This is a genomic window from Rathayibacter sp. AY1C7 (assembly GCF_002931865.1).
Taxonomy (GTDB): Bacteria; Actinomycetota; Actinomycetes; order Actinomycetales; family Microbacteriaceae; genus Rathayibacter.
The window spans coordinates 92,470-115,780 of the sequence record NZ_PSWB01000009.1; the positions used below are offsets into that span (position 1 = coordinate 92,470).

Below are 23,311 nucleotides of genomic sequence, written 5' to 3' on the forward strand. Positions count from 1 at the left end.
CGGGGAGACGGGTCGCGGCCGGCCCGTCTCCCCGGAGGTCCCGCCCGCCTCACCCCTCCGCTCGCGCCTCCTGCGCCGCGATGTCCTTCATCGCCAGGTCCGCCCGGCGGAACTGGTCCGTCTCCGGAAGCGCGAGGTGCAGTCCGGCGACGGTCGTGAGCGAGACCGTCACCTCGGCCACGGTCACGTCAAGGACGTGCCCGCCCTTCTCGCGGGCGTCGTCGACGTAGTGCAGGTGGTACCCGGGGACCGACACGGCCTGCTCGAACTGCGGAGTGCGGAACCCCGCGATCGTGCCGCGGGTGTCGGCGATGCCGGTGACGCTCTGGTGGGCGGTCGCCTCGATCAGGGGCGGGTACGGCTCGGTCTGCGCGCCCACGGTCCGGGTTCGGACCTCGGTGAACCGGCCGTCGATCCGCAGGGCGACGGGGATGTTCCCGCCGTCGACCGCGTCGTCGATCAGCCGGGTGAGGCCGGCGAGACCGGTCGGCTCCTCCACCGTGAACGTCGTGGTCGCGTGGAAGGGCAGCACGGCGGCGAAGGGCGTCCGGTCGTCGCCGTCCGCGACCTGGACGGAGCCGTCGCTGCGCAGGTGGTAGCAGACGCCGTCGACGATCACCATCTCGCCGTCCAGGTGGTTGAAGGTGCCCAGCCCGAGGTCGCCGTGGGTGAGCAGCTCGCCGATCGTCAGGTCCCCGTCGTAGACCCCGGCCAGCAGGGCGGCCATGGTCGAGCTCTGGTAGATCGCGTAGTCGTCGGTCGAGTCGACCGTGTGCGTGCTCATTCGAAGGCGTCCTCGACCAGGTGGGCGGCGATGTCGACGTTGCGGCTGTAGTCCACCGCGACGTCGATGATCGAGACGCCCGGCTCGGCGAGGGAGGCGCGGAAGGCCTCCTCGAACTCGGCGAGGCCGCTCACCCGCCTGCCCGTGGCGCCGAACGCCGCGGCGAACTTCTCGATGTCGTAGTCGCCGAGCTGGACCCCGGACTTGCGGCCGTACTTCAGCAGCTGCTGGAAGCCGACCATGTCGTAGGTGTCGTCCCGCATGATCACGTGCGTGAACGAGAGGCCGAGCCGCGTCGCCGTCTCGATCTCCGTCGCGGAGAACAGGAACCCTCCGTCACCCGAGACGGAGACCACCGGGGTCCCGGGGCGCAGGAGGCTCGCCGCCATGCCCCACGGGAAGGAGACGCCGAGGGTCTGCTGCCCGTTCGAGAAGAGCAGGTGCTTGGGCTCGTACACGCGGAAGTGCCGGGCCATGAAGATGTAGTTCGAGCCGATGTCGCAGGCCACGGTGGCGTCGTCCGAGAGCAGGTCGCGCATCAGGAGCACGAGGCGGGCGGGATCGACGGTCCCGGGAGCCGCCTCGGCCGTGCGCGCCGCGTCGTCGATCCGCTCCAGCTCGCTCCGGTGCCGGGCGACCCGGTCGGCCGCGTCCTCGTCGAGCTGCAGGCCGGAGACGAGGGGCGTGAGGGCCGCGACCGTCTGCGCGAGATCGCCCTTCAGCTCCAGCGCCGGCAGGTAGTGGTTGTCCAGCGGGGCGTCGACGGAGTCGATGTGGACGATCCGGCGGTCGACGTCGCTGTTCCAGATCACCGGGTCGTACTCGACGGCGTCGTACCCGATCGCGACGACGAGGTCGGACTCGGCGAGGGCGAGGTCGGCGGGCTGGTTCTTGAACAGGCCGACGCGGCCCAGGTAGTGGTCCTCGAGCTCGCGGGAGACGAGGCCGGCCGCCTGGAACGTCTCGATCACCGGCAGCTCCGTCTCGCTGATCAGGGCCCGCAGGGCCGCGACGGTCTCCGGCTCCGACGCGCGGAGGCCCACGAGGAGGACGGGCCGCTCCGCGGTGTTGATCAGGTCGGCGGCGTGGGTGAGGTCCTCGGCGCGCGCCGGACCACTCGTCGGCCCCGTGGCCGCCCGGGTGATGATCTGCGAGGTCGGCGCGGCCATCACGCTGGCCGAGAGGACGACCGCCGCGGCGCCTCGGGGCTCGGTGACGGCGGCGCGGAAGGCGTTGCTGACCGCCTCCGAGACGTCGTCCGGATCCGTCGACTCGACCGTGTACTTCGTCACGGTGGTGAGGAAGGCGGCCGCGTCCATCGACTGGTGCGTGCGCTTGAGGCGGTCGGAGAGCTGCACGGCCCCGGCGAGCGCGACGACCGGGTCCTGCTCCGTGTTGGCCGTGAGCAGGCCGGTGGCGAGGTTGGTCGTGCCGGGGCCGGAGGTCACCAGGACGACGCCCGGGCTGCCCGTGAGCCGCCCCACCGCGGCGGCCATGAAGGCGGCGTTCTGCTCGTGCCGGCAGACGATCAGCTCCGGCCCCTCGTCGGCGAGGACGTCGAAGACCGCATCGATCTTCGCTCCCGGGATCCCGAAGACGTACTTCACGCCGTTGGCGATCAGGGTCTCGATCACCCGCCGTGCACTGCGCGTCTCGACGTTCGGCTGCTCCATGGTCCGCTCCGCTCTCTCCTCGGTTGTACCGACGAGCGTAGGAACGGGGGCACCCGGAGCGACCCGGTCAGATGACTCGTTCCCACCGGTGCATCTCCGGCGGCGTACCGATCGCAGTGACGGTGCGCTCGGGCGGGACACGCTCGGCTCCCCCGCCGACGGTCTGCTCGGAGAGTCGTCCGACGCTCGCCGCGACGTCCCCGGTCGTGATGGACTTGCCCGCATGATGATCTCTCCGCGCGAGTCCGCGCACGACACGAAGGCAGGCGTCTGATGGCCGAGGAGCGCGCGATCCTCGCGGGCGGATGCTTCTGGGGGCTCCAGGAGCTCATCCGCGACATGCCGGGCGTCTTCAGCACCCGCGCCGGGTACGCCGGCGGCAGCACGCCGAACGCGACCTACCGCCACCACGGCGACCACGCGGAGGCGGTCGAGATCGAGTTCGATCCCGAGCAGCTCTCCTACCGCGACCTGCTCGAGTTCTTCTTCCAGGTGCACGACCCGACGACGAAGAACCGTCAGGGCAACGACATCGGCACGGCCTACCGCTCCGTGATCCTCTTCCTCTCGCCTGAGCAGGAGAGGGTCGCGCGTCAGACGATCACCGAGATCGACGCGTCGGGCCGCTGGCCCGGACCGGTCGTCACCGAGGTCGAGCCCGCCGGCGAGTTCTGGGACGCCGAGGAGGAGCACCAGGACTACCTGCGCAAGCACCCCGGCGGCTACACCTGCCACTGGGTCCGGCCGAAGTGGGCGCTCGACGCCTGATTCCGGTCACGCGGGACGCGGGGCCCCGGGCTCCGCTCCCGCGGGCACGGCTCGCGCGCGGTGCGCGAAGAGCAGCACGACGGCGAGCGCTGAGAGCACGAGGGCCGGCGTCGGAGCCCAGGCCGGGGCGAGCGTCACGGTCGCCGCTCCGACGACCGCCCCGCCCGCGAGGCTCGCGACGATGAGCGCCTGGACGGTCCTCGACCCGGACGAGCGCTCGGCGAGCTCCTGCATCAGGCTCGTGAGCGTGCCCGTGACGAAAGTGGTCGTCAGGCCGGCGGCGCCGGAGATCCGCTTCGCGAGCACGGTCTGCAGCCCGAGCGCCGCCGCGCTGGTCGCGATGAACGCGCAGTCCACGAGCAGCGACGTGCCGCCCTGCACCGTCGGCCAGGCGACCGCGACGGCGAGCTGCAGGACGACCCCCACGAGCGCGATCGAGCGGAGCGGACGTCTCCCGTCGCCGGTCGACGGCGTGCGCGCCCGGGTCGTGCGGAACCCGGCGTAGACCGCTCCGGCGAAGAAGACGATCGCCGTGACCGCTCCGGCCGCGGTCGTCAGCCAGGCGGAGCGGGGGTACAGCCCCAGCAGCACCAGGTTGCCCGTCATGTTCGCGGTGAAGATGCCGCCGAGCAGGAGGAACGCGAACGCGTCGGTCGCGCCCGAGGCGATCGCCAGCAGCACCAGGGCGAGCCTGAGTCGCGCGGGGCCGGTCAACGCCGTCACGCGCGGCCCTCACCCATGGAGCTGCCGCCAGGTGACGATCTGCTCGCCGCGGAGCTCGTAGCTCCCGAAGCAGCGGAGCCAGTGGCCCTCCCCCGGGTCCGAGCGGAGGTGCAGGGCGTGCTCGGTGAGGACGACGCTGCCGGCGACGGCGATCGTGACGAGGGCGATCCGGATCTCGGTGAACGCCCGGTGGACCTCGTCGCACATCTCGAGGACCCGTGCCCGCCCCGCGATCTCCTGCGAGCTCGACGCGCTGTAGACGACCTCCGGATGCAGGAACGGGATGAGCTGGCGGCTGTCGCGAGCGCTCCACACCTCGAGGAAGTCGCGCACGACCAGCTCGTTCTCGATCATCGCGACGCCCCGCACCGACGCGTCCTGCCAGCTCTCGGCCATGGGTCCTCCCGCCGTCCCCGCACCGACACTCGTCGATGGCGACGAGCCTGCCCGAGAGAGCCCCGGGCGCCTACGCGTCGGATGACCCGATCTCCCCGGCGGCGGGCTCACCGCGCGTGCGCCGTCGCCAGCTCGCCCCAGTGCGTCGTCGCCCGGAGCGAGAGGGCGTCGCGCTTCATCGTCCACACCGGCCCCGTGCGGATGCCCGCCAGCCCGAGGCCGACCGCGGACCGCCCGTGGCGCTTCGTCACCGCGTCGATGGTGGCGCCGAGGCCCTTCGTGTCGAAGGCGGTGTCGAAGATCTCGAGCAGCGCATGGGAGTTCCGCGGCGACAGGTTCGTGAGGATGACGCCGGCCCGCACGTAGCGCGCGCCCTCCCGCAGCCGCGGGCGCAGGGTGCCGATCGCGGCCCTCACCATCGCCACCGGGTCGTCCGTGGGGACGGGGAAGCCGGCCAGGCCGCCGGCGGACTCGTACGGCGCGTCCGCGAACGGCGATGTCGACGCGAACACGCTCATCGTCCTGGTGACCGACTCCTGCGCGCGGAGGCGGTGGGCGGCGCGCTGCGCGTAGACGGAGAGCACCTGCTCCATGTCGCTGATCGTCGTCACGGGAGTGGCGAACGACCGGGAGAAGATCAGCTGGTCGCGGACGGTGCGGGCGGCCTCGAGCGGGATGCAGTCGACGCCGCGCAGCTCGTAGACGGAGCGCTGCAGGACGACCGAGAACTTCTTGCGGATCAGCGCGGGGTCCGCGTCGCGGAGGTCGCGGACGGTGTGGATGGACAGCTCCGCGAGGCGCTTCCCGGTGCGGCCGGCGACTCCCCACAGCTCGGTGACGTGCTGCGAGGCCATGAGCGCGTCGAGCTGCTCGGGCGTGTACCAGTCCGTGTCGCAGACGCCCCCCAGGCGCGGGTGCTTCTTCGCTCCGCCCTTGTTGACGAACTTCGCGAGCGTCTTGCTCGGCCCGAAGCCGACGCAGACGGGAAGCCCGACGTTCTTCGCGACCGCCGCCCGCATCGCCCGGCCGACCTTCGCCCGCTCCGCCACGTCGCCGTCGACGCCGAGGAAGGACTCGTCGATCGAGTACACCTCCTGCCAGGCGGAGTAGCGGCCCAGCAGCTCCATGACGCGCGCGGACAGCTCGCCGTACAGCTCGTAGTTGCTCGATCGGGCGATCACTTCCGGGAGGCGACCGGAGCGGATGAGCGGCTCGATCTGGAACCAGGGGGTGCCGTTCTCGATGCCGAGCTGCTTCACCTCGTCGGAGCGGGCGACCACGCAGCCGTCGTTGTTCGAGAGGACGACGACCGGCCGGCCCGCGAGCCTCGGATCGAACAACCGCTCGCAGGAGACGTAGAACGAGTTCACGTCGACCAGGGCGATGCGCCGCTCAGAGCGCACGGTGCAGCCGGTGGAGGCAGACGGTGACGACGCCCCACACCTGGAGGTCGCTCAGCTCGGCGACGTGGATCGGCGGGTACTCCGGGTTCTCGGCCCGCAGCACCACTCCCCCGGGGTGCAGCTCGAGGCGCTTCACGGTCAGCTCGCCGTCGAGGATCGCGATGACCACGCTCCCGTGCGTCGGCGTGATCGACCGGTCGACCACGAGCTCGTCGCCGTCGCTTATGCCCGCGCCGACCATGCTCTCGCCCGAGACTCGGACGATGAACGTCGACGTCCTGTCGCGGATCAGGTGGTCGTTGAGGTCGAGGGACCCGTCGAAGTAGTCCTGCGCCGGCGACGGGAACCCCGCCGCCACCGCCTCGCTGGTGACGAGGAAGGTGACGGCGACGGCGTCCGAGGCCGGAGTCGCGATGCGTTCCACGACGGTCACGCTCATGGTCGACTCCCTCCTCGTGGTATCGAACGTGTGTTCGAACGCGTCCGAGTGTAGGTCGGGGGCACCGACATTCGGGGGGCGCTCGGCGCCGTCCTCGACCGCCGGCGAGGAGGATCACCGGCGACGCCGCTGGGAGCCCGGAGGAGTGGCGCGTCGGCCGACGCGAGTCCAGCCTCCCTGGAGCCTTCTCCGGCACGATCCGACCTCATCCCCTCGGAAGGAGCCCCTCCCATGCGCGCATCCCGTCCCCTTCCCGGCGACCCCTGGCCGTCGGAGATGGTCATCACGGTCGAGGACAACCCCTCAGCGCTGCTCGAGCTCCTCTGGATCCGCGAGGCGCGGGGCCTCACCCCGGCGGGCGACGGGCCGCCGCCGCTCGAGCGGTCCCCGGAACGGGTCGGGTCGGCGGAGCCCGGCGCCGACGAGCAGCGCGCCTGGCCTCAGCTGTGGCACGACTGCGTCGAGCATCTGGCGGTCGAGACCGGCCCGCTCCTCCGGCAGCTCTCCAGCACCGCCGACGGATCCCCCGAGCGCGCACGCCTCCTCGACCTCGCGCGCGGCCCCGGCTGGCGGGAGCGCTTCGGCGACGACTCCCTCGGAGCGCCTTTCCGCGCCTGGCACGACGAGCTGCGGTCCGCCCGGATGGACGCACGGGACGTCCCTCTGGACGCCGCCCCCGAGCGGCGCTGCCTCGGCTCCCTCGTCCCCGCCTGGGAGGCCGGACTGACGACGGTGGTCACCCTCCCCTGCCGCGGCGAGTACACGCGCGCCGTCTCCGGCTCGGTGCTGCTCCTGACCGACAGCGACCACCGGGACCCGGACCGCTACGCGGCCGCGCTCCGCCGGTTCGCCGACGGCTCTCTGGAGTGACGGGGCACGGATCTCCGGATCGGATGAACGCTCGCGCGCTCCGGACGGTATCCCCCTCCGAGCCGCCGATCTCCGGCGACCGCAAGTCTCGAGGAGTGCACGATGACCAGGAACATCAGAGTCGGTATCGCAGCTGTCGCCGTCGCGGGCGTGATGGCGGTGGCACCCGTGCTCGCCGGTGCGAGCAGCGTCGCTCCCGCCGCGGCGACCAGCGACTCCAGCAGCGCGTCGGACAGGAACCTGATCAACGCGGTCCGCTCCGTGGCGGCGAAGCTGCGGGTCGTCGGACTCTCCGACGGCGGCACGAAGCTCGTGCAGTTCAACCCGACGAAGCCCGGCAAGGTCACGAACGGCGTCGCCGTCACCGGCCTCACCGGCGGCGACACCGCGCTCATCGGCATCGACTACCGGGTCCAGGACGGCGCCCTCTACGGCGTCGGCGACAACGCGGCGAGCGCCGGCGTCTACTCCATCAACCCGTCCACCGGCGTGGCCACTCAGGTGACCCGTCTCACCGTGGCGCTGAGCGGCACCTCCTTCGGCGTCGACTTCAACCCCGCCGCCAACGCGCTGCGCGTGGTCAGCGACACGGGCCAGAACCTCCGTCAGCCGTTCGCCACCGCGGGCGCCGCGACGGTCGCCGACGGCACGCTCAGCTACGCCGCGCCCGCCGTGGCCACCGGTGTCGCCGGGGCCGCGTACACGAACAACGACCTCGACGCGAACAGCGCGACCACCCTGTTCGTCCTCGACACGGCCCTCGACCAGATCGCCATCCAGTCCCCGGCCAACGCCGGCACCCTGGCGCCGACCGGGAAGCTCGGCCTCGACGCAGCGGGTGCGACCGGCTTCGACATCTACTCCGTCCTCCGCAACGGCAGCTCCATCGGCTCGGTCGGCCTCGCCGCCGTCAACGGGTCGCTCTACGAGATCGGACTGCTGAACGGCACGGCGACTCCGCTCGGCGCCATCGGCGCGGACGTCACGGACATCGCCGTCCCGCTCGTCCAGCGCTGACCCGAAAGGCTCCGGCGACCGCGCCCCTGCCGACCGACGCTCCCGGTGAGCGCCGGTCGGCAGGACGCCGGTCGGCAGGACGCTCCGGCGGGCCGCCGGGGCCGAGAGCCCTCGTCGGAAAGTTCACTCAGCTATGCATCACCGTTCACCCACCGATGCGGCGATGAGGAGTGAGATGAGCGTGCCCCTTTCCGGGGTCTCACCTCTCAAGGAGTCCACGACGTGACACGACTGTTCCGCTCCGCGAACCGCGGACGCTCCGCTCTGGCCCTCTCGGCCGCTGCTCTGGTCTGCGCCGCCGCCCTGGCCGCACCCGGCGCCGCCACTGCTGTCGGTGCCGCCGACCTCTCCGCCACCGGCGGAGCCGCCCGCATCTCCCCGGTCGACGCCGACCTCTCCGACTCGCTGCGCGCAGCGGTGAAGGAGCAGGACGCGAAGAACGTCATCCTCCTCATCGGGGACGGCATGGGCGATTCGGAGATCACCGTCGCTCGCAACTACCAGTACGGAGCGGCCGGCCGCTTCCCCGGGATCGACGCCCTGCCGATCACCGGCCAGTACACGACCTACTCGCTCTACCGCGCGGACGACCCGGCGGCGGGTGCCGTCAAGGGCGCCCCGGACTACGTGCCCGACTCCGCCGCCACCGGCAGCGCCTGGGCCACCGGCACCAAGACCTACGACAACGCCATCTCGGTCGACATCGACCAGCAGCGCAAGGACACCCTCCTCGAGATCGCGAAGGCGAACGGCCTGAAGACCGGCAACGTCACCACCGCCGAGATCCAGGACGCCACCCCGGCCGTGCAGGCCGCCCACGTCGACGCCCGCAGCTGCTACGGACCCGACAGCGCGAGCTGCGGCGACGACGCGCTGGAGAACGGCGGACTCGGCTCGATCAGCGAGCAGATCCTCGACACCCGCGCCGACCTGACCCTCGGCGGAGGGTCGGCCAGCTTCGCGCAGGTCGCCCGCGCCGGCGACTGGAGCGGCGAGCCGCTGTTCCAGCAGGCCGCGGAGCGCGGCTTCCAGGTGCTCGGGGACGCCACGACTCCCGCCACCGCCGCGCAGCTCGACGCGCTGACCGTCGCCGACCAGGACGCGCCCGTGCTCGGACTGTTCAACTCCGGCAACCTGCCCGTCCGCTACGCGCCCACCCCCGCGACGGTCGGCGGAGCGGACGCCGCCCCGCAGACCTGCGTCGCGAACCCCGACCGTCCGGCCGAGCAGCCGACGCTCCGCTCCATGACCGAGAAGGCGATCGACCTCCTCGACACGGGCGACAAGGGCTTCTTCCTCCAGGTCGAGGGCGCGAGCATCGACAAGCAGGACCACGCCGCGAACGCGTGCGGCCAGATCGGCGAGACCGTCGACCTCGACGAGGCCGTCCAGGCCGCGCTCGCGTTCGCCGAGGCGGACGGGAACACCCTCGTCATCGTCACCGCCGACCACGCCCACTCCAGCCAGATCGTCGACTCGACCCCGCCGGCCTCGCTCAGCACCGCGCTGAAGACCGCCGACGGCAGCACCATGAAGGTGTCGTACGGCACGGCCGCCGAGGGCGGATCGCAGCAGCACACCGGAACGCAGCTGCGCATCGCCGCCTACGGGCCGGGCGCGGCGAACGTCGCCGGGCTCACCGACCAGACCGACACGTTCTTCACCATCACGAACGCGCTCGGAGTGGACCGCGACATCCGCTCGATGAGCTTCGGAGCCACCGCCGAGCTCTCCGGCTCGTCGTTCACCCCCGGAGCCGACGTCACCCTCACCGCGAAGGGCTTCAACGGGGACACGCAGCTGATCGGCTCCGCGCCCCTCTTCACGGACCGCACCGCGACCCGCGACCTCGCCGGCGGCGGCCTCACCGTCACGGCGAAGGCGCCCACCACGCCCGGCGACTACAGCGTCACGGTGACCGGCGACCAGACCGGCAAGGCGATCACCCTGCCGTTCACCGTCACCGAGCGCCCGAAGTCGAGCACCCCCATCACCGACAAGGTCAAGGACCTCGGCGGGAAGCTGATCGACAAGATCCGCCAGCACTGAGCACTCGTCGGCCCGGCTCCTCTGGAGGAGCGCGGGCCGACGGAGTCGCGGGAAGGGCCGTCCCTCGGGGCGGCCCTTCCTCGCGTCGGGGGGGGTGTCGGCACGACCGGACCGGTGAGCCCGCCTCCGATCAGGACGCGCCGACTCCCGGCGACCGGTCGCGATGCGGCACGGCCCCCGCGCGCTGCACGATCGAGCGGATCAGCGCTTCGAGCAGCAGCGCCGCCCGGCTCGCTGTCAGCGGAGTGGGCTGCCGATCCGACGAACCACTGCGACTCCCCTCGGAGGAACAGCCCGCTGCTCGAAAAGGTCCGGCTCATCAGAGGGAAGCGCGACTCGGCGGTCGGTGCGGTTGATGTAGAAATCGAACCCGCTGCCGTCGATCGTCCGCCGCGAGTGGAAGACGGCGCCGACCATCTCCGACGGGAGCTCGGAGGCCACTCCGGCGGCCTCGAGAAGTTCGGCGACGACATCGAGGAGGTCACCCCCTCGGAGACGGGTCGAGACGTAGGAGGCGCTGCCCGCTCCGGCCGCGCGCCGCGTCACCGCCGGCTCGCCCGCGTGCGGTCCTGTCGCGTAGCGGCGGACCACCCGCGTCTCAGGACTGCGGAGCTGGATCCCCTCGGTCCACAGGGATCCGCGCAGGTCACTCTCCAGCAGGACGTGCTCCTCCTCGAGGAGCGGGTGGAACTCCTCCACTCGGATGCCGAGGAGGTCGCGCAGAGCACCCGGGTAGCCGCTGGCGACGACGTGGTCGTTCTCGTCGGCGATCCCCGAGAAGTACGTGGTGATCAGGTTCCCGCCGCCCTCGACGTAGCCGGTCAGCTCGCGACCTGTCCGCCCGGAGACGAGGTAGAGCATCGGAGCGACGACGACGTCGTACGGGGTCAGGTCGGTGCCCGGGGTGATCACGTCCGCGCGGACGCCCGCGTCGGCGAGCGCGCGCCACCAGTCCAGCGCCTCGCGTCGGTAGCGCAGCAGCGTGCTGGGGTGCGATTCCAGCTCGCTCGCCCACCAGGAGTCCCAGTCGAACAGGACGGCGACCGGGGCCGCCTCGCGCCGGCTCCCCGCCACATCGTCCAGCCGGCGCAGCCGCTCCCCCAGCTGGACGACGTCGCGGAACAGCTGGCTGTCCTCGCCGGCGTGGGGCAGCATCGCGGAGTGGAACTTCTCCGCTCCGGCGACGGACTGCCGCCACTGGAAGTAGCAGACGGCGTCGGCGCCGTAGGCGACGTGGGTGAGGGCGTCGCGCGCCATCTCCCCCGGCTGCTTGGGCTGGTTGACCGGCTGCCAGTTCACCGCGCTGGTCGAGTGCTCCATCAGGAACCAGGGCGATCCCTGCGCGACGCCTGAGGTCAGCGCCGCTGAGAAGGCCAGCTCGTCGAAGGACTGCTCCCCGGCGAAGCGGTAGTGGTCGTTGGAGACGAAGTCGACCTCCCGCGCCCAGTCGTCGTAGGCGGCGTGGTTCTTGCCCTCCATGATCATGAAGTTGGTCGTGACCGGGATGTCGGGGGTGATCCGCCGCAGCACCTCGCGCTCGGCGACGAGGTACTCCTTCAGGGCGTCGGAGGAGAAACGGAGGAAGTCCAGGCGCTGGGTCGGGTTCGGCAGGGCCGCCACCAGACGCGGAGTGAGCACCTCCTCGAACGAGCTGTAGCGCTGCGACCAGAACGCTGTCCCCCACGCCGCGTTGAGGCCGTCGATGCCGGTGTAGCGGTGCTCGAGCCAGGTGCGGAACGCCCGCGTGGCGTCCTCGGAGTGGTCCCAGGCGTTGTGGCAGCCGAGCTCGTTGCTGACATGCCAGGCGACGATCGCGGGGTGGTCCCGGTAGCGCTCGGCGATGCGCTCGACGAGCTCGAGGGCGTGCGCTCGGAAGACCGCCGAGGCGGGACGCCAGTGCTGCCGGCCCCCGGGCGAGAGGATCCTGCCGTCGGCGGTGACGGGGAGGATCTCCGGGTGGGCCAGCGTGAGCCAGGGCGGCGGGGAGGCGGTCGCCGTCGCCAGATCGACTCCGATGCCTCCGGCGTGCAGCAGGTCGAGGACCTCGTCGAGCCAGGCGAAGTCCCACTGGTCGGGGGCGGGCTGGATCTTCGCCCAGGAGAAGATGGCGACGGAGACGACGTCGACCCCGGCCTCCTGCATCAGCCGGACGTCCTCGGCCCAGATCTCGCGCGGCCACTGATCCGGGTTGTAGTCGGCGCCGAAGGAGATGCGCGGGGTGCGCTCCTCGCCGGTGCGGAGCCATCGGTGGTTCATGGGAGCCTCTCGTCGGTGTCCGGGCGCCGTGAAGACGGCGACCGCGGGTCGTGTGGGGTCGGGTCGGGTCGAGCGCGGGTCGAGCGCGATCAGGCGGAGCGCTGGGAGAGCGGGGAGATGACGAGCTCGTCGATCCGCACGTGGCGGGGTGCGTCGACCACGAACATCGCCGAGCGGGCGATATCGGCGGGCGCGAGCATCACCGATCGGGCCGCCGCGCCGGGGACCTCGGGCCGCTGGCGCAGGAAGTCGCTGTCGATGTCCCCGGGGCAGAGGAGTGTCGCGCGGACGCCCGAGTCCGCCTCCTGGTCGTTGAGGGTGCGGACGACCGGCGCGAGCGCCGTCTTCCCGGCGCTGTAGGCGACTCCGGCGCCGGGCGAGGGGCGCCAGCCCGCGATCGAGGAGACCACGACGATCACGCCGGATGCGGCGCGCAGTCCCGGAAGTGCGGCGTCGGCACTGCGGACGACGCCGAGGAGGTTGGTCTGCACGACGCTCGCGAACTCCGCCATCGACTGGTCCGCCCACGCCCGCCGCGGGGTGTTGGCACCGGCGGAGAGAATGACGGCGTCCAGGCGGTCGGTGCCGGTCGCGGCGGCGATCGCCTCGACGCGCTCACGGGCGTCGTCCGTGGCGACGTCGAACGGCAGCTCGAGGGCGGTGCCGCCTGCGGTGCGGACGAGTCCCGCCGTCTCGGACAGCTCGGGCGCCCTGCGCCCCGAGAGGGCGACGGTCCACCCCCGCTCCCCCAGGGCCGTCGCGCAGGCGCGCCCCACTCCGCTTCCGGCTCCTGTCACCCAGGCGACTCGCATCTCCGCGTCCATGAGATCTATAATAAGCAGACTTTTCAGAACGACGGGGGTAGGACATGCTGATGGATCTCACGGATCGGGTCGTCCTGGTGACGGGTGGCGGCCGGGGCATCGGGCGGGCGCTCGCTGAGCGGTTCGCCCTCGAGGGTGCGAAGGTGGCGGCGTTCGACGTCGCCTTCCCGGAGGGCGCGCCCGAGGGCGTCCTCCAGATCGAGGGCGACGTGACCGAGCCCGACTCCGTGGCGAGCGGCGTCGCTCGCGTCGCCGAGGAGTTCGGCGGTATCGATGTCCTGGTCAACAACGCGGGCATCAACGTCGAGGGCCGGGTGGAGGATCTCGATCTGGCCGCCTGGCGCCGCTGCTTCGACGTGAACGTCGGCGGCGTGTTCCTGATGTCGCAGGCGGTGCTTCCGCATGTGAAGGCCTCCGGTCATGGACGCATCCTCAACGCGGCCTCGTTCGCGGCGATCGTCCCCTCGGTGGGCGCGGCCGCCTACGGCGCATCGAAGGCGGCCGTCGTGCAGTTCAGCCGGGTGCTCGCCGGCGAGCTGGGGCCGTGGGGCGTCACGGTCAACGCCTACGCTCCCGGTATGATCCCGAGCGCCATGAACGGTTTCGAGACGATGCCCCAGGCGGCTCAGGACCGGCTGCTCGACACGCTGACCCTCCGCCGCTGGGGCACCGCCGACAGCATCGCCGATCTGCTCGTGTTCCTCGCGAGCGACGCCGCCGACTACATCACGGGCACGCTCATCGACGTGAGCGGCGGAAAGCTCGCCACGCAGCTCCCGCAGCGCGCCTACGAGGGAGTGGTCCCACCCGTCTCATGACTCATCAACGCTCCCTCGTCGACACCATCGGCACCGCCATCGTCGGTGGAGATCCGCCGACGGGCACGGTGCTGAACATCGAGACGCTCACTCGCGAGCACGGCGTCTCGCGGTCGGTGATCCGAGAGGCTCTGCGCATCCTCGAGACGCTCGGGATGATAGTCGCCCGCCAGCGGGTGGGGATCACCGTCCTCGGCCGCGAGCACTGGCAGCTCCTGGATCCGCGGGTCATCGCCTGGCGGTCGCACACGGACGACGCGCAGATCCAGCTCCGCGAGCTCATGCAGCTGCGCACCATCATCGAGCCGGCGGCGGCGGAGCTCGCCGCGGTCCAAGGCACGGAGGAGCAGCTGACCGCGATCGTCCGGGCCGCCGAGGAGATGACCGCGACCTACCGCGACCGGCGCGTCGCCGCGTTCACGCGGGCCGACCTCGACTTCCACTCGGCGATCGTCGTCGCGGCCTCGAGCTCCGTCCTCGCGCAGCTCTCCGACACCGTCCTCGCCGCCCTCCGGCTGCGCTACTCCGGCAGCGTGCCGGTGTTCGACGAGGAGGGCGAGCGGGCCCTGGCCATCCACGTCCGGCTCGCCGACGCGCTCACCGCACGCGACGCCGGAGCAGCGGTCGGCCTCACCCGTGCGCTCGTCGATCAGACCCGGGGCCGCCTGGAGGAGCCCGTGGAGCACCCGGACGACGCGGTCGCGGCGACGCCGGGAGGCGGCGCATGAGCTCCGCCGTCCCCGCCTACTGGGAGGCCGCGGTGTGCATCCCGCCCGTGTCGCATCACGCCGAGGGCCCGCTCTGGGACCCGCGCGGCGACACGCTGATATGGGTCGACCAGTACGCGGGACTCGTCCGCTCCGCGACCCCGGAGGGTACGAGCTTCCTGCTCCGCCCCCCGATCGCCTTCGACGGTCCCGTGGGCGCCGTCGTCGGAGACGTGCGCGGCGGCTGGCTCGTCGCGGCTGCGGACGGCCTGTGGTCCCTCTCCCCAGAGGGCACCGTCTCCCCCGTCGTCGACGTCCTTCCGCGCGACGGCGTGCACCGGCGCATGAACGACGGGAAGGTCGATCCGGCCGGCCGGTTCTGGTTCGGCACGATGGCGATGGACAAGCGCTCGGGCGCCGGCTCCCTCTACGCCCTCGACCAGGGCGTCGTCACGGAGGCGGTCCCCGAGGTCACGATCTCCAACGGTCTGGCCTGGTCCCCAGACGGCGGCACGATGCATTACATCGACACCCCGACCCACCGCATCGACCGGTATCTCACGGAGGGGTCCGCCCTCCGTCGTGACGGATCGCTCGATCTGTCGTCGCGGCCAGGGAGCCCGGACGGCATGACGATCGACGACGAGGGGGCGCTGTGGGTAGCGATGTGGGGTGCTTCGGCAGTGCATCGCTACGACCCCTCCGGCGAGCTGATCGGTGTCGTCCACGTCGACGCCCCGCAGGTCTCCAGCGTGACCTTCGGCGGACCCGATCTGGACACCCTGTTCATCACGACGTCCCGCGAGGACTACTCTCCCGCCGATGCCGCCGCGCACCCTCTCGCCGGAGCGCTGTTCCAGGTGCGGCCGGGAGTCCGCGGCACAGCGGCCGTCCTGTACCGGCCCTGATCGCTCCGCGCCGATCCTCTCCGGTCCCGCGGAGCGCGGCGGCTGTCGCGGGACAGTCGATCGCGCCCTCGACCGCGCAGGAGAGCGCGGCGCGGGGAGGCCCCGCGCCGCGCTCTCGTATCGCTCAGCGACTCCGTATCACTTGTTGACGGAGAAGCCCTGCTGGTCGCCGTACTCGACGAGCTGGTCCTGCCAGTCCATCAGTCCGCTGCCGATGTCCTCGTGGTTGACGAAGGACTGACCGACGGTGTCCGGGAAGACGCTGTTGGCGTAGACCTGGAAGGGCAGGTACTGCCAGCCCGTGCTGACGGTGCGGGACGCTTCGACGAGGATCTCGTTGATCGCCTGCCCGCCGAAGTACTCGGGGGTCTGCGCCAGGAACTCGTCCGACTCGAGGTCGGCGACGGTCGCGGGGAAGCCGCCGGACTGGAGGAAGATGTCGATGCTCTCGTCGTCCGAGTTCAGCCACCGCACGAACGCAGCGGCCAGAGCCTTGTTCTCGCTCTGCTCGAGCACGACCTGTCCGCCGCCGCCGTTCTCCGAGTTGCCGCCCGTGCTGCCGCCGTCGGCGGTGGGCAGGGCTGCGGCGCGCCAGTCGCCCGCGGCCTCGGGCACGGAGGACTCCAGCACGCCGGGCATCCAGGCCCCGCTGAGGAGCGTGGCGATGGTGCCGTCGCCGAGTGCGCGGTACCACTCGTCGCTCCAGCTCGGGATGTCCGGCAAGAGCTCGCCCTCGGTCAGGCGGGACCAGTTCGCGGCGAAGGCCTGAGAGCCCTCGTCCTCGAGGTCGACGGAGATCGTCGTGCCGTCGTCCGCGACCTCGAACGGGCGGCCGCCGGCCTGCCAGATCATGCTCGTCGCGAAGCCGGGGTCGCTTGTGTCGCCGGCGATGTAGGCGTCGGGGTTCGCTGTGTGCAGCTTCTGTGCGGCGGCGTAGTACTCGTCCCAGGTAGTGGGGACCTCGATGCCGTACTGGTCGAAGACGGCCTGGTTGTAGAACATGGCCATGGGGCCGGAGTCCTGCGGCAGGCCGTACAGGCCGCCGCCGATGCTGACCGAGCTCCAGGGACCGGTACTGTACAGATCCTCGAGGTCGGCGAGGCCGTACGGAGTCAGGTCGACGAAGGAGTCGGCCAGCGCGAACTGCGGGATGGCGAAGTACTCGACCTGGGCGACGTCGGGCGCGCCGGAGCCGGCGGTGATCGCGTTCTGCAGCTGCGTGTACTCGGTCGTGCCGGTGCCGACGTTCACGACGTTCACATCGACGTTCGGGTAGGCCTTCTCGAACGCGGCGACCTGCGCCTCGGCGGACGGAGTCCATGTCCAGTAGGTCAGGGCGCCGCCCTCTTCGAGGGCCGCGTCCAGGTCGGCCGCATCGGCGTCCGAGTTCGTCGCGCCGCCGGCGGCGGAGCAGCCGGAGAGCACCAGGCCGAGGGTGAGCGCGGCGCCCGCCAGGGTGCCGAAGCGGCCGAGACGCCGCCTGCTGGTGGAGTGAGTCATGGGAGTTCCTTTCGAGTGACTTCGTTGTACGGGAAGGGAGGGGAGGAAGGAGGTGCGGAGGTTCACTGCTTGACGCTTCCGGCGGTCAGACCCGACTGCCAGTAGCGCTGCAGGAACAGGAACGCGATGACGATCGGGACGATCGTGAGCAGCGAGCCGGTGATCACGAGGTTGTAGATCGGCTGGGCTCCAACGCCGGTCGCCTGCGCGCTCCACTGGCTGAGGCCGACCGTGAGCGGATACCAGGTCGGCTCGCTGAGCATGATGAGCGGCAGGAAGTAGTTGTTCCAGGTGGCGACGACGGTGAGGAGGACGACCGTGACGATGCCCGGGGAGAGCAGTCGCAGCGAGATGGTGAAGAAAGTGCGGAACTCGCTCGACCCGTCCATGCGTGCCGCCTCGAGCAGCTCGGTCGGGACGGCCTCGGTGGCGAAGCTCCAGATGAGGTAGAGCGCGAAGGGGCTCACGAGCGAGGGCAGGATGACCGCCCAGGGCGTGTTCGTCAGTCCCACCTGGCTGAACATCAGGAAGGTCGGCACGGCCAGGGCGGTCCCGGGCACCGCCACCGCCCCGAGGATCAGGGCGAAGACGCCCCGCTTCCCGGGGAAGTCGAACTTGGCGAGTCCGTAGCCGGCGACCGTGGCGAGGAGTGTCGCTCCGCCCGCTCCGACGACGACGTAGAGCAGGGTGTTGGCGAACCACTGCAGGAACACGCCGTCGCGGTAGGTGAGTGTCTCGTAGATGTTCTGGAAGAGCGCGAACTCGCCGCCGAAGCCGAGGCCGAAGGTGGAGAGCAGATCGCTCTGGCTCTTGGTCGCGTTGATGAGGAGCCAGACCAGCGGGACCACTGAGTACACGACGAAGACGACCATCATGACGGCGAGCACGATCGAGCGGCGCGGGCGTCGAGCGCGGGGGCTGGTGCGTGCGTAGGAGACGGTCATCTCAGCGCACCTCGGAGCGCTGTCCGCGCAGCTGCACGATGTAGGCGATAACGGCGGTCAGGAGCCCCATGACGATCGCCACCGTGGCCGAGTAGTTGTACTGCTGGCCTGCGAAGGAGAGGTTGTAGGCGTACATGTTCGGGGTGAAGTAGGTGGAGATCACGTTGGGGGCCAGCACTTTCAGGAGGTTCGGTTCGTTGAAGAGCTGGAAGCTGCCGATGATCGAGAAGATGGTGGCGATCACGACCGCGCTGCGGATGGCCGGCAGCTTGATGCTCCACACCACTCGCAGGCCGCCCGCTCCGTCGAGGTCCGCCGCCTCGTAGATGTCGGCGGGGATGACCTTCAGTGCCGCGTAGAAGATGAGCATGTTGTAGCCCAGGAACTCCCAGGTGACGATGTTGCCGATCGAGCCCAGCACCCACTCCGAGCTGAACGGCTGCAGGATCTCCGCGCCGAGCAGATCGTTGACGCTGCCCGTGAGGCCGAACTGGTTGCCGTAGAGGAAGCCCCAGATCAGTGCTGCCACGACGCCGGGAACCGCGTAGGGCAGGAACAGCAGGATCCGGAACGCGCCTCGGCCGACGAGGTGGGCGCTGTCGATGGCGAGAGCGGCGACGAGGGAGAGCACCAGCATCACCGGAACCTGCACGACGAGGAACAGCGTGACGCGGCCCAGCGACTCCCAGAAGCGCGGGTCCTGCAGGAGGAGGACGTAGTTCTCCACTCCCACGAACGCGTTGCCGCCGACCAGCTGCTGGCGGAACAGGCTGAGGTAGATCGCGTAGACCACCGGCGCGACCAGGACCGCCAGGAACACGAGCATGAACGGGCCGATGAACCCCCAGCCCCGCCAGTCGCGGCGGGCGCGGCGGGCGCTCACCGGTCGGACTGTCGTCAGGGACACCATCGTCGCTCCTCAGTCGTTGAGATTTTTGGTCACGTGACCATCCGGGTCCGGACTCTAGCATGGAGCCATGAGCAACGAGAAGGATCCCCGTGCGACGCCTCCTCCCGCGGCCCCGGTGCGCGCGGACGACCAGGATGTCTGAGGCGCACCGTCCCGGTGCGACGAGGCACAAGGGACCGTCTCAGAGCGACGTCGCCGAGCGGGCGGGGGTGTCGAAGCAGACGGTCTCGCGCGTCGCGAACGGGGCGCCCGAGGTCGACTCCTTCACCCGGGAGAAGGTCCTCCTGAGCATGACCGAGCTCGGCTACCGGCCCAATCGCGCGGCCCGCGCGCTCCGATCGGGCCGGTACCGGAACATCGGCGTGGTGCTCTCGACCCTCTCCTCGTTCGGCAACCGCCGAACCCTCGAGGCGATCTCCGCAGAGGCCAACCGGGCCGGGTACTCTCTCACGCTCATCACCGTGGACGTCTCCAGCCGGGACGAGACGAGCAACGCCTTCTCGGTGCTCGCCGACCAGGCCCTGGACGGCATCATCATCGTGCTCGAGCAGTTCCACTACCGAGACAACCCGGACGTGCACCTCCCGCCAGGCGTTCCCGTCGTCTCCCTGGACGCCAGCCGGGAGACCAGCCATCCCGTGGTCGACTCCGACCAGAGGCACGGCGCACTGCTCGCCACCCAGCATCTACTCGACCTCGGGCACGACACGGTCTGGCACGTCAGCGGACCGAGCGACAGCTTCGCGGCTCTGCGACGGGAGGCCGCCTGGCGGGAGGCGCTGCGTGAGCGCGGCATCGAACCGCCGGCCACCCTCGCCGGCGACTGGTCGACCGGATCGGGGTACCGCGCCGGAGTCACGCTGAGAGAGCGGGATGACGTCACCGCAGTGTTCGCCGCCAACGACCAGATGGCGCTAGGAGTCCTCCTCGCCTACCACGAGGCGGACATCCCCGTGCCCGGCCGGGTCAGCGTCGTGGGGTTCGATGACATCGAGGAGGCCGAGGCCTTCTGGCCCCCTCTGACGACGGTCCGCCAGAAATTGATGGAGGTCGGCCGTGTGAGCGTTCGGACACTCGTCGCGGTCATCGAGGGCCGCGAGGCCGTGGATGCTCGAACGACGGTCTCAACCGAACTGATCGTGCGGCGAAGCACGTCGTCCCCTCCTCCGCGAAATGGCAACGCGACCGATCATCGGGGTGGATGCAGCCGTCGGAGCGGCGATTCGAGGTCGACGGCAGGCGGCCGATCGGCGAGTGACGCGAGATGAGCACACGGCTCATCCGAAGATCCGCGGTGCGGCTGGGTGTGGACCGAGCCGAAGCGCTGGCTTGCGTGGACTCGCTGACCAGCGCGCGCCGTCCGGCTCGGCGGCGATCACGAGGGTGCAGTGGTTGGTCGAGGGGATGTGCACGAGCGCGAACCGACGCCCGTGCGAGAAGCTGCCGGTGAGCGGGGGGGGTCCTGGTGGTCTCCTGCCCGGACGCGGACAGCGACAGTGCGGATCGGCTCAGCATGCTCTCCGCCTGGGACGGCAGCGCGTCCGGATCCGCGGTGGGCGAACGCGGGTGAAGACGCTGAGGGGGGACGACCTGCGCGCCGTCGCCCGATCCCTCTGCTGCGCCGCCTGCGTCGGCGATCAATCCGCGGCTGCTGCGCCGAGCGCCGCCTGCACCGCGCGGATGCTCGATCCGAGCACACCCGAGGTCAGGAGTCCCGGACCGAGCGGGCCGGACGGGTCCTCACCGAGGAGCGGCAGGGTCCGCAGCGCCGCCCGCACCTGCCCGCTCATGTGCCCCAGCTGCCACCGGATCTCGGCCTCGCCGCCCTACCGCGTCGAGGCCAGCCCGACCGCCTTCACTGCGTAGGCGGCGGCGCCGAGCGCGTGAGCTCCCATGTGGGCGACGCCGGACGCCTGTCCCGCCGACCGCGCCGCAGCCTTCGCCGCCGGAGAGATCGCCGACTGCGCCGCACGACCCGCGACGAAGCGGAGCCGGATCTCCCCCGCCGCGTCCGACTCGCCCCGCGAGAAGGCTCGGGCGCGGGCGATGCCGTCCCGTGCCCGGACGTCGTCGGGGGCCTCGGCCTCGAAGAGGGGGAGCACCCTCTCCGCGCAGTCGGCGGCCCACGCGGCGACGAGGCGACGATCGGCTTCGGACAACGACTGCGGGGACATGCCAGCACTCTCGCAGACGGCTCGAGCGTCCGTCCGTCCGGAGCCGCCCGTGGCCGCGGTCGTCGGGGCGGATGTGCCGGTAGTTCCCGCTCATCGGCGCCCGACCCGCGGAGGGGGCGGCTAGAGCACGTCGGCGATCGCGGCGAAGGTCCGGTCGGGGTCCTCGAGCTGCATGTCGTGGTGCACGCCCGCGATCCGGCGCACCTGCCAGCCCCGCTGCTCGAGCCGCGCGGCCAGGGCGTCGGGCAGCACCGCCGGCGACTGGTCGGAGAGCACGATCGTCGACGGGACCGCCGGCGCCTCGACCGGGACCGGGTGGAAGGCGACGTCCCGGAACACGCCGACGGCCATCCGCGCGTCGAACCTCTTCTTCGCGTCATCGAGCAGCGCGCGGATCTCCGGGCTGTAGGCGGCGCGGACCGCGGCGCCCGCCCGCGCCTGTCCGAGCTGGGCGATGCCGAGCGACAGGAGCGGCGCCGCCCAGAACAGCCGTCCGGCGAGGCCACTCGTCGGGAGCGCGAGGGCGAACCCGGGATCGAGGTAGACGGCCCGGCCGGGCGCGAGTCCTGCGACGGCGCGCTGCAGCACCGCGCCGCCGAGCGAGTGGCCGACCACGCTGTGGAGCCCTGCCGGCAGCAACTCGACCAGATCGGCGGCCATGTCGTCGATCCGGTACGACTCCGCCCGGGCGCTCGCGCCGTGCCCGCGCAGGTCGACGGCCGTGACCGTGTAGCGGCCGGTCGCGACGAGCCGCTCGACGAACGGCCCCCAGGTCGCCGCCGACGCACCGAGCCCGTGCACCAGCCCGACGTGTCGCGGTCCGGATCCGGTGGTGATCGTCTGCAGGCGCATCCCCTGATCCTGCCGGAGACGGCGCCTGAGGCGGAGGCGCCGGGCGGATGCGGAGCCTCTGCCGGAGACGGCGCCTGAGGCGGAGGCGCCGGGCGGATGCGGAGCCTGCTGCTGCACCCTCTGCGTCGACGATCGCGCCACATCTCCTGCCATCGAGGTGTGCGCTCTTGACTCCGCCGATGAGCGCTGGGAGGTTCTCCGGATGCGGTGGCACTCCGCCGTCCGCCCGAGCAGCCGGCCGAAGAGAGGACCTCCATGACAGCGACGAGCAGAGCCACGGGAACGGTCGGCCGGACCGCCGTCGTCTTCGGGGCGGCGGGTCTCGTCGTCGGGGCCGTCGTCGGCGGAGCCGCCGTCTTCGGAGCGGGGCTCCTCCTCGACGACTCGAGATCGAGGATCACGATCCGGGACGTCACCCGCGCGGAGCTGGACGGACTCGAGCGCGCTGCCGCTCCGAGCAGGGAGGCCTGCGGAGATCGTCGTGGGTGCGTGGAGGGCGTCGACGGGCCCGGGGCGTCGATCCACCGCTACCACTCCCTCGATCTCGCGCGCCAGGCGACGGTGTACAACACGAGGGACGTCTACCGGTCGGACCGGCTCGTCGTCGAGTTCGAACCGGATCTGGGCCCCGATGAGCGGCACGACCTGATCCAGGTGATCGAAGGGACCTGGACCGGGAGCAGCGACTGACGGGCGTGAAGCGAGCCGCCCGGACGGCGTCGACGAGCGACCGGAGGGCGGGGCCCTCGACTACTCGCTCAGCGCCGATCCTCCTCCGGAATGCCCACCGGACAGGGGCCTCCGCAGGGGGTCCGCTCCGGTGCGGTCCGGGCCTACGCTCGCCCCATGCATCTCCGCACTGTCGCGATGAGGCCTGGCGCCGCCGCTCTCGGGCCGGTCGGCGCGCCCCCACGGACCGCGCTGGACGACGTGCTCGCCCACCTGGTCGCGGCGCTCGCGATCGGATCAGGCCTGCTGCTGGTGCCGACGGGCATCGGCGGAGTGCCGCTGCTCGCCACGGGATCGGCTGGAGCGAGCGCCTTCGACGCCTGGACGCTGATCCGCACCACCGTGGCGCTGCAGGTCGGCATCGCCGTGCTCGCGATCGGCCTCGGCGCCGTCGCGCGGACGCGCGGACCCGCGGGAACCCGAGCGGAGCGCTGGTGCGTGGTCGCCGCGGTGAGCGCCGCGATCGGCGTGGTGCTGCTGGTCGTGCCGCCGGTCTGAGGACCCCCCGGGGAGCGTCGCCCACCGGCTTGTCCGGGTCGCCGCGCCCGCCCGTGACCGGACCGTCAC

General features: G+C 71.4%; 24 protein-coding genes. 10 read left to right on the forward strand and 14 right to left on the reverse strand.

What is annotated here, in order from left to right:
* Nucleotides 1–49: 49 nt before the first annotated feature.
* The gene (gene budA, locus C5C69_RS06930) at nt 50–784 is read right to left on the reverse strand and encodes an acetolactate decarboxylase (RefSeq protein ID WP_104226545.1); all 735 of its coding nucleotides are present in this window, start codon (nt 782–784) and stop codon (nt 50–52) included.
* Nucleotides 781–2,457 (reverse strand): acetolactate synthase AlsS, encoded by a 1,677-nt coding sequence (gene alsS / locus C5C69_RS06935; protein ID WP_104257618.1) that lies wholly within the window; start codon nt 2,455–2,457, stop codon nt 781–783. The genes budA and alsS overlap by 4 nt, the downstream gene beginning before the upstream one ends.
* A 273-nt stretch (nt 2,458–2,730) precedes the next feature.
* Here alsS and msrA point away from each other — a divergent pair, with 273 nt between their 5' ends.
* The gene (gene msrA, locus C5C69_RS06940; RefSeq protein WP_104226547.1) at nt 2,731–3,225 is read left to right on the forward strand and encodes a peptide-methionine (S)-S-oxide reductase MsrA; all 495 of its coding nucleotides are present in this window, start codon (nt 2,731–2,733) and stop codon (nt 3,223–3,225) included.
* Between the two features lie 6 nt (nt 3,226–3,231).
* Here the strand turns inward: msrA and C5C69_RS06945 are convergent, their stop codons facing one another.
* The 4 genes from C5C69_RS06945 to C5C69_RS06960 form a co-directional block, all read right to left on the reverse strand.
* On the reverse strand, nt 3,232–3,948 hold the full coding sequence (locus tag C5C69_RS06945) for a YoaK family protein (RefSeq protein WP_104257619.1): 717 nt from the start codon (nt 3,946–3,948) through the stop codon (nt 3,232–3,234).
* Between the two features lie 9 nt (nt 3,949–3,957).
* Nucleotides 3,958–4,344 (reverse strand): nuclear transport factor 2 family protein, encoded by a 387-nt coding sequence (locus C5C69_RS06950; RefSeq protein WP_104257620.1) that lies wholly within the window; start codon nt 4,342–4,344, stop codon nt 3,958–3,960.
* A 107-nt stretch (nt 4,345–4,451) separates the two neighbouring features.
* Nucleotides 4,452–5,747 carry a Y-family DNA polymerase gene (locus C5C69_RS06955; RefSeq protein WP_104257621.1) on the reverse strand — a complete coding sequence of 432 codons (1,296 nt, stop codon included), beginning with the start codon at nt 5,745–5,747 and terminating at the stop codon, nt 4,452–4,454.
* Nucleotides 5,737–6,186 carry a LexA family transcriptional regulator gene (locus C5C69_RS06960; protein WP_104233991.1) on the reverse strand — a complete coding sequence of 150 codons (450 nt, stop codon included), beginning with the start codon at nt 6,184–6,186 and terminating at the stop codon, nt 5,737–5,739. Before C5C69_RS06960 ends, C5C69_RS06955 begins: the two co-directional genes overlap by 11 nt.
* Nucleotides 6,187–6,417: 231 nt before the next feature.
* Here C5C69_RS06960 and C5C69_RS06965 point away from each other — a divergent pair, with 231 nt between their 5' ends.
* From C5C69_RS06965 to phoA, 3 genes are all read left to right on the forward strand, one after another.
* Nucleotides 6,418–7,056, forward strand: a complete 639-nt coding sequence (locus C5C69_RS06965; RefSeq protein WP_104257622.1) for a hypothetical protein — start codon at nt 6,418–6,420, stop codon at nt 7,054–7,056.
* Nucleotides 7,057–7,158: 102 nt separating this feature from the next.
* Nucleotides 7,159–8,073, forward strand: coding sequence for a DUF4394 domain-containing protein (locus C5C69_RS06970; RefSeq protein WP_219812351.1), 915 nt, complete (start codon nt 7,159–7,161; stop codon nt 8,071–8,073).
* A 222-nt stretch (nt 8,074–8,295) separates the two neighbouring features.
* Nucleotides 8,296–10,122 carry an alkaline phosphatase gene (phoA, locus tag C5C69_RS06975; protein WP_308558100.1) on the forward strand — a complete coding sequence of 609 codons (1,827 nt, stop codon included), beginning with the start codon at nt 8,296–8,298 and terminating at the stop codon, nt 10,120–10,122.
* Nucleotides 10,123–10,359: 237 nt separating this feature from the next.
* Here the strand turns inward: phoA and C5C69_RS06980 are convergent, their stop codons facing one another.
* Entirely contained in the window at nt 10,360–12,378 is a 2,019-nt protein-coding gene (locus tag C5C69_RS06980) for a beta-galactosidase (RefSeq protein ID WP_104257623.1), read from the reverse strand.
* An 89-nt stretch (nt 12,379–12,467) separates the two neighbouring features.
* Nucleotides 12,468–13,202, reverse strand: a complete 735-nt coding sequence (locus C5C69_RS06985; RefSeq protein ID WP_104257624.1) for an SDR family oxidoreductase — start codon at nt 13,200–13,202, stop codon at nt 12,468–12,470.
* Nucleotides 13,203–13,252: 50 nt separating this feature from the next.
* On the opposite strand from C5C69_RS06985, the gene C5C69_RS06990 reads away from it, so the two are divergent.
* From C5C69_RS06990 to C5C69_RS07000, 3 genes are read left to right on the forward strand one after another with little or no spacing between them, the layout of a single operon-like run.
* Nucleotides 13,253–14,020, forward strand: a complete 768-nt coding sequence (locus C5C69_RS06990; protein WP_308470860.1) for an SDR family NAD(P)-dependent oxidoreductase — start codon at nt 13,253–13,255, stop codon at nt 14,018–14,020.
* Nucleotides 14,017–14,748: a FadR/GntR family transcriptional regulator gene (locus C5C69_RS06995; protein WP_104223306.1), complete on the forward strand. Its 732-nt coding sequence runs from the start codon at nt 14,017–14,019 to the stop codon at nt 14,746–14,748. The genes C5C69_RS06990 and C5C69_RS06995 overlap by 4 nt, the downstream gene beginning before the upstream one ends.
* Nucleotides 14,745–15,635 (forward strand): SMP-30/gluconolactonase/LRE family protein, encoded by an 891-nt coding sequence (locus C5C69_RS07000; protein WP_104238876.1) that lies wholly within the window; start codon nt 14,745–14,747, stop codon nt 15,633–15,635. Before C5C69_RS06995 ends, C5C69_RS07000 begins: the two co-directional genes overlap by 4 nt.
* A 138-nt stretch (nt 15,636–15,773) precedes the next feature.
* On the opposite strand, the gene C5C69_RS07005 is transcribed toward C5C69_RS07000, so the two are convergent.
* The 3 genes from C5C69_RS07005 to C5C69_RS07015 form a co-directional block, all read right to left on the reverse strand.
* Nucleotides 15,774–17,135, reverse strand: a complete 1,362-nt coding sequence (locus C5C69_RS07005) for an ABC transporter substrate-binding protein (protein ID WP_104233995.1) — start codon at nt 17,133–17,135, stop codon at nt 15,774–15,776.
* A 62-nt stretch (nt 17,136–17,197) separates the two neighbouring features.
* The gene (locus C5C69_RS07010; protein WP_104233996.1) at nt 17,198–18,079 is read right to left on the reverse strand and encodes a carbohydrate ABC transporter permease; all 882 of its coding nucleotides are present in this window, start codon (nt 18,077–18,079) and stop codon (nt 17,198–17,200) included.
* Between the two features lies 1 nt (nt 18,080).
* The gene (locus C5C69_RS07015; RefSeq protein WP_104233997.1) at nt 18,081–18,989 is read right to left on the reverse strand and encodes a carbohydrate ABC transporter permease; all 909 of its coding nucleotides are present in this window, start codon (nt 18,987–18,989) and stop codon (nt 18,081–18,083) included.
* A gap of 134 nt (nt 18,990–19,123) precedes the next feature.
* Here C5C69_RS07015 and C5C69_RS07020 point away from each other — a divergent pair, with 134 nt between their 5' ends.
* Nucleotides 19,124–20,257, forward strand: a complete 1,134-nt coding sequence (locus C5C69_RS07020) for a LacI family DNA-binding transcriptional regulator (protein ID WP_104257625.1) — start codon at nt 19,124–19,126, stop codon at nt 20,255–20,257.
* A 369-nt stretch (nt 20,258–20,626) separates the two neighbouring features.
* Here C5C69_RS07020 and C5C69_RS17380 read toward each other — a convergent pair whose 3' ends face one another.
* The 3 genes from C5C69_RS17380 to C5C69_RS07030 all read right to left on the reverse strand — a co-directional run bounded on the left by C5C69_RS17380 (nt 20,627) and on the right by C5C69_RS07030 (nt 22,015).
* A complete protein-coding gene (locus tag C5C69_RS17380) occupies nt 20,627–20,779 on the reverse strand; it encodes a hypothetical protein (protein WP_308470859.1) in 153 nt (50 codons plus the stop codon).
* Between the two features lie 36 nt (nt 20,780–20,815).
* Entirely contained in the window at nt 20,816–21,163 is a 348-nt protein-coding gene (locus C5C69_RS17385; protein WP_308470858.1) for a putative immunity protein, read from the reverse strand.
* A gap of 120 nt (nt 21,164–21,283) precedes the next feature.
* On the reverse strand, nt 21,284–22,015 hold the full coding sequence (locus C5C69_RS07030) for an alpha/beta fold hydrolase (RefSeq protein ID WP_104233998.1): 732 nt from the start codon (nt 22,013–22,015) through the stop codon (nt 21,284–21,286).
* A 255-nt stretch (nt 22,016–22,270) separates the two neighbouring features.
* Here C5C69_RS07030 and C5C69_RS07035 point away from each other — a divergent pair, with 255 nt between their 5' ends.
* Together C5C69_RS07035 and C5C69_RS07040 are read left to right on the forward strand one after the other, a co-directional pair.
* Nucleotides 22,271–22,705 carry a hypothetical protein gene (locus tag C5C69_RS07035; RefSeq protein ID WP_104226555.1) on the forward strand — a complete coding sequence of 145 codons (435 nt, stop codon included), beginning with the start codon at nt 22,271–22,273 and terminating at the stop codon, nt 22,703–22,705.
* 156 nt (nt 22,706–22,861) lie between these two features.
* Nucleotides 22,862–23,242 carry a hypothetical protein gene (locus C5C69_RS07040; protein ID WP_146080938.1) on the forward strand — a complete coding sequence of 127 codons (381 nt, stop codon included), beginning with the start codon at nt 22,862–22,864 and terminating at the stop codon, nt 23,240–23,242.
* Nucleotides 23,243–23,311: the final 69 nt, after the last annotated feature.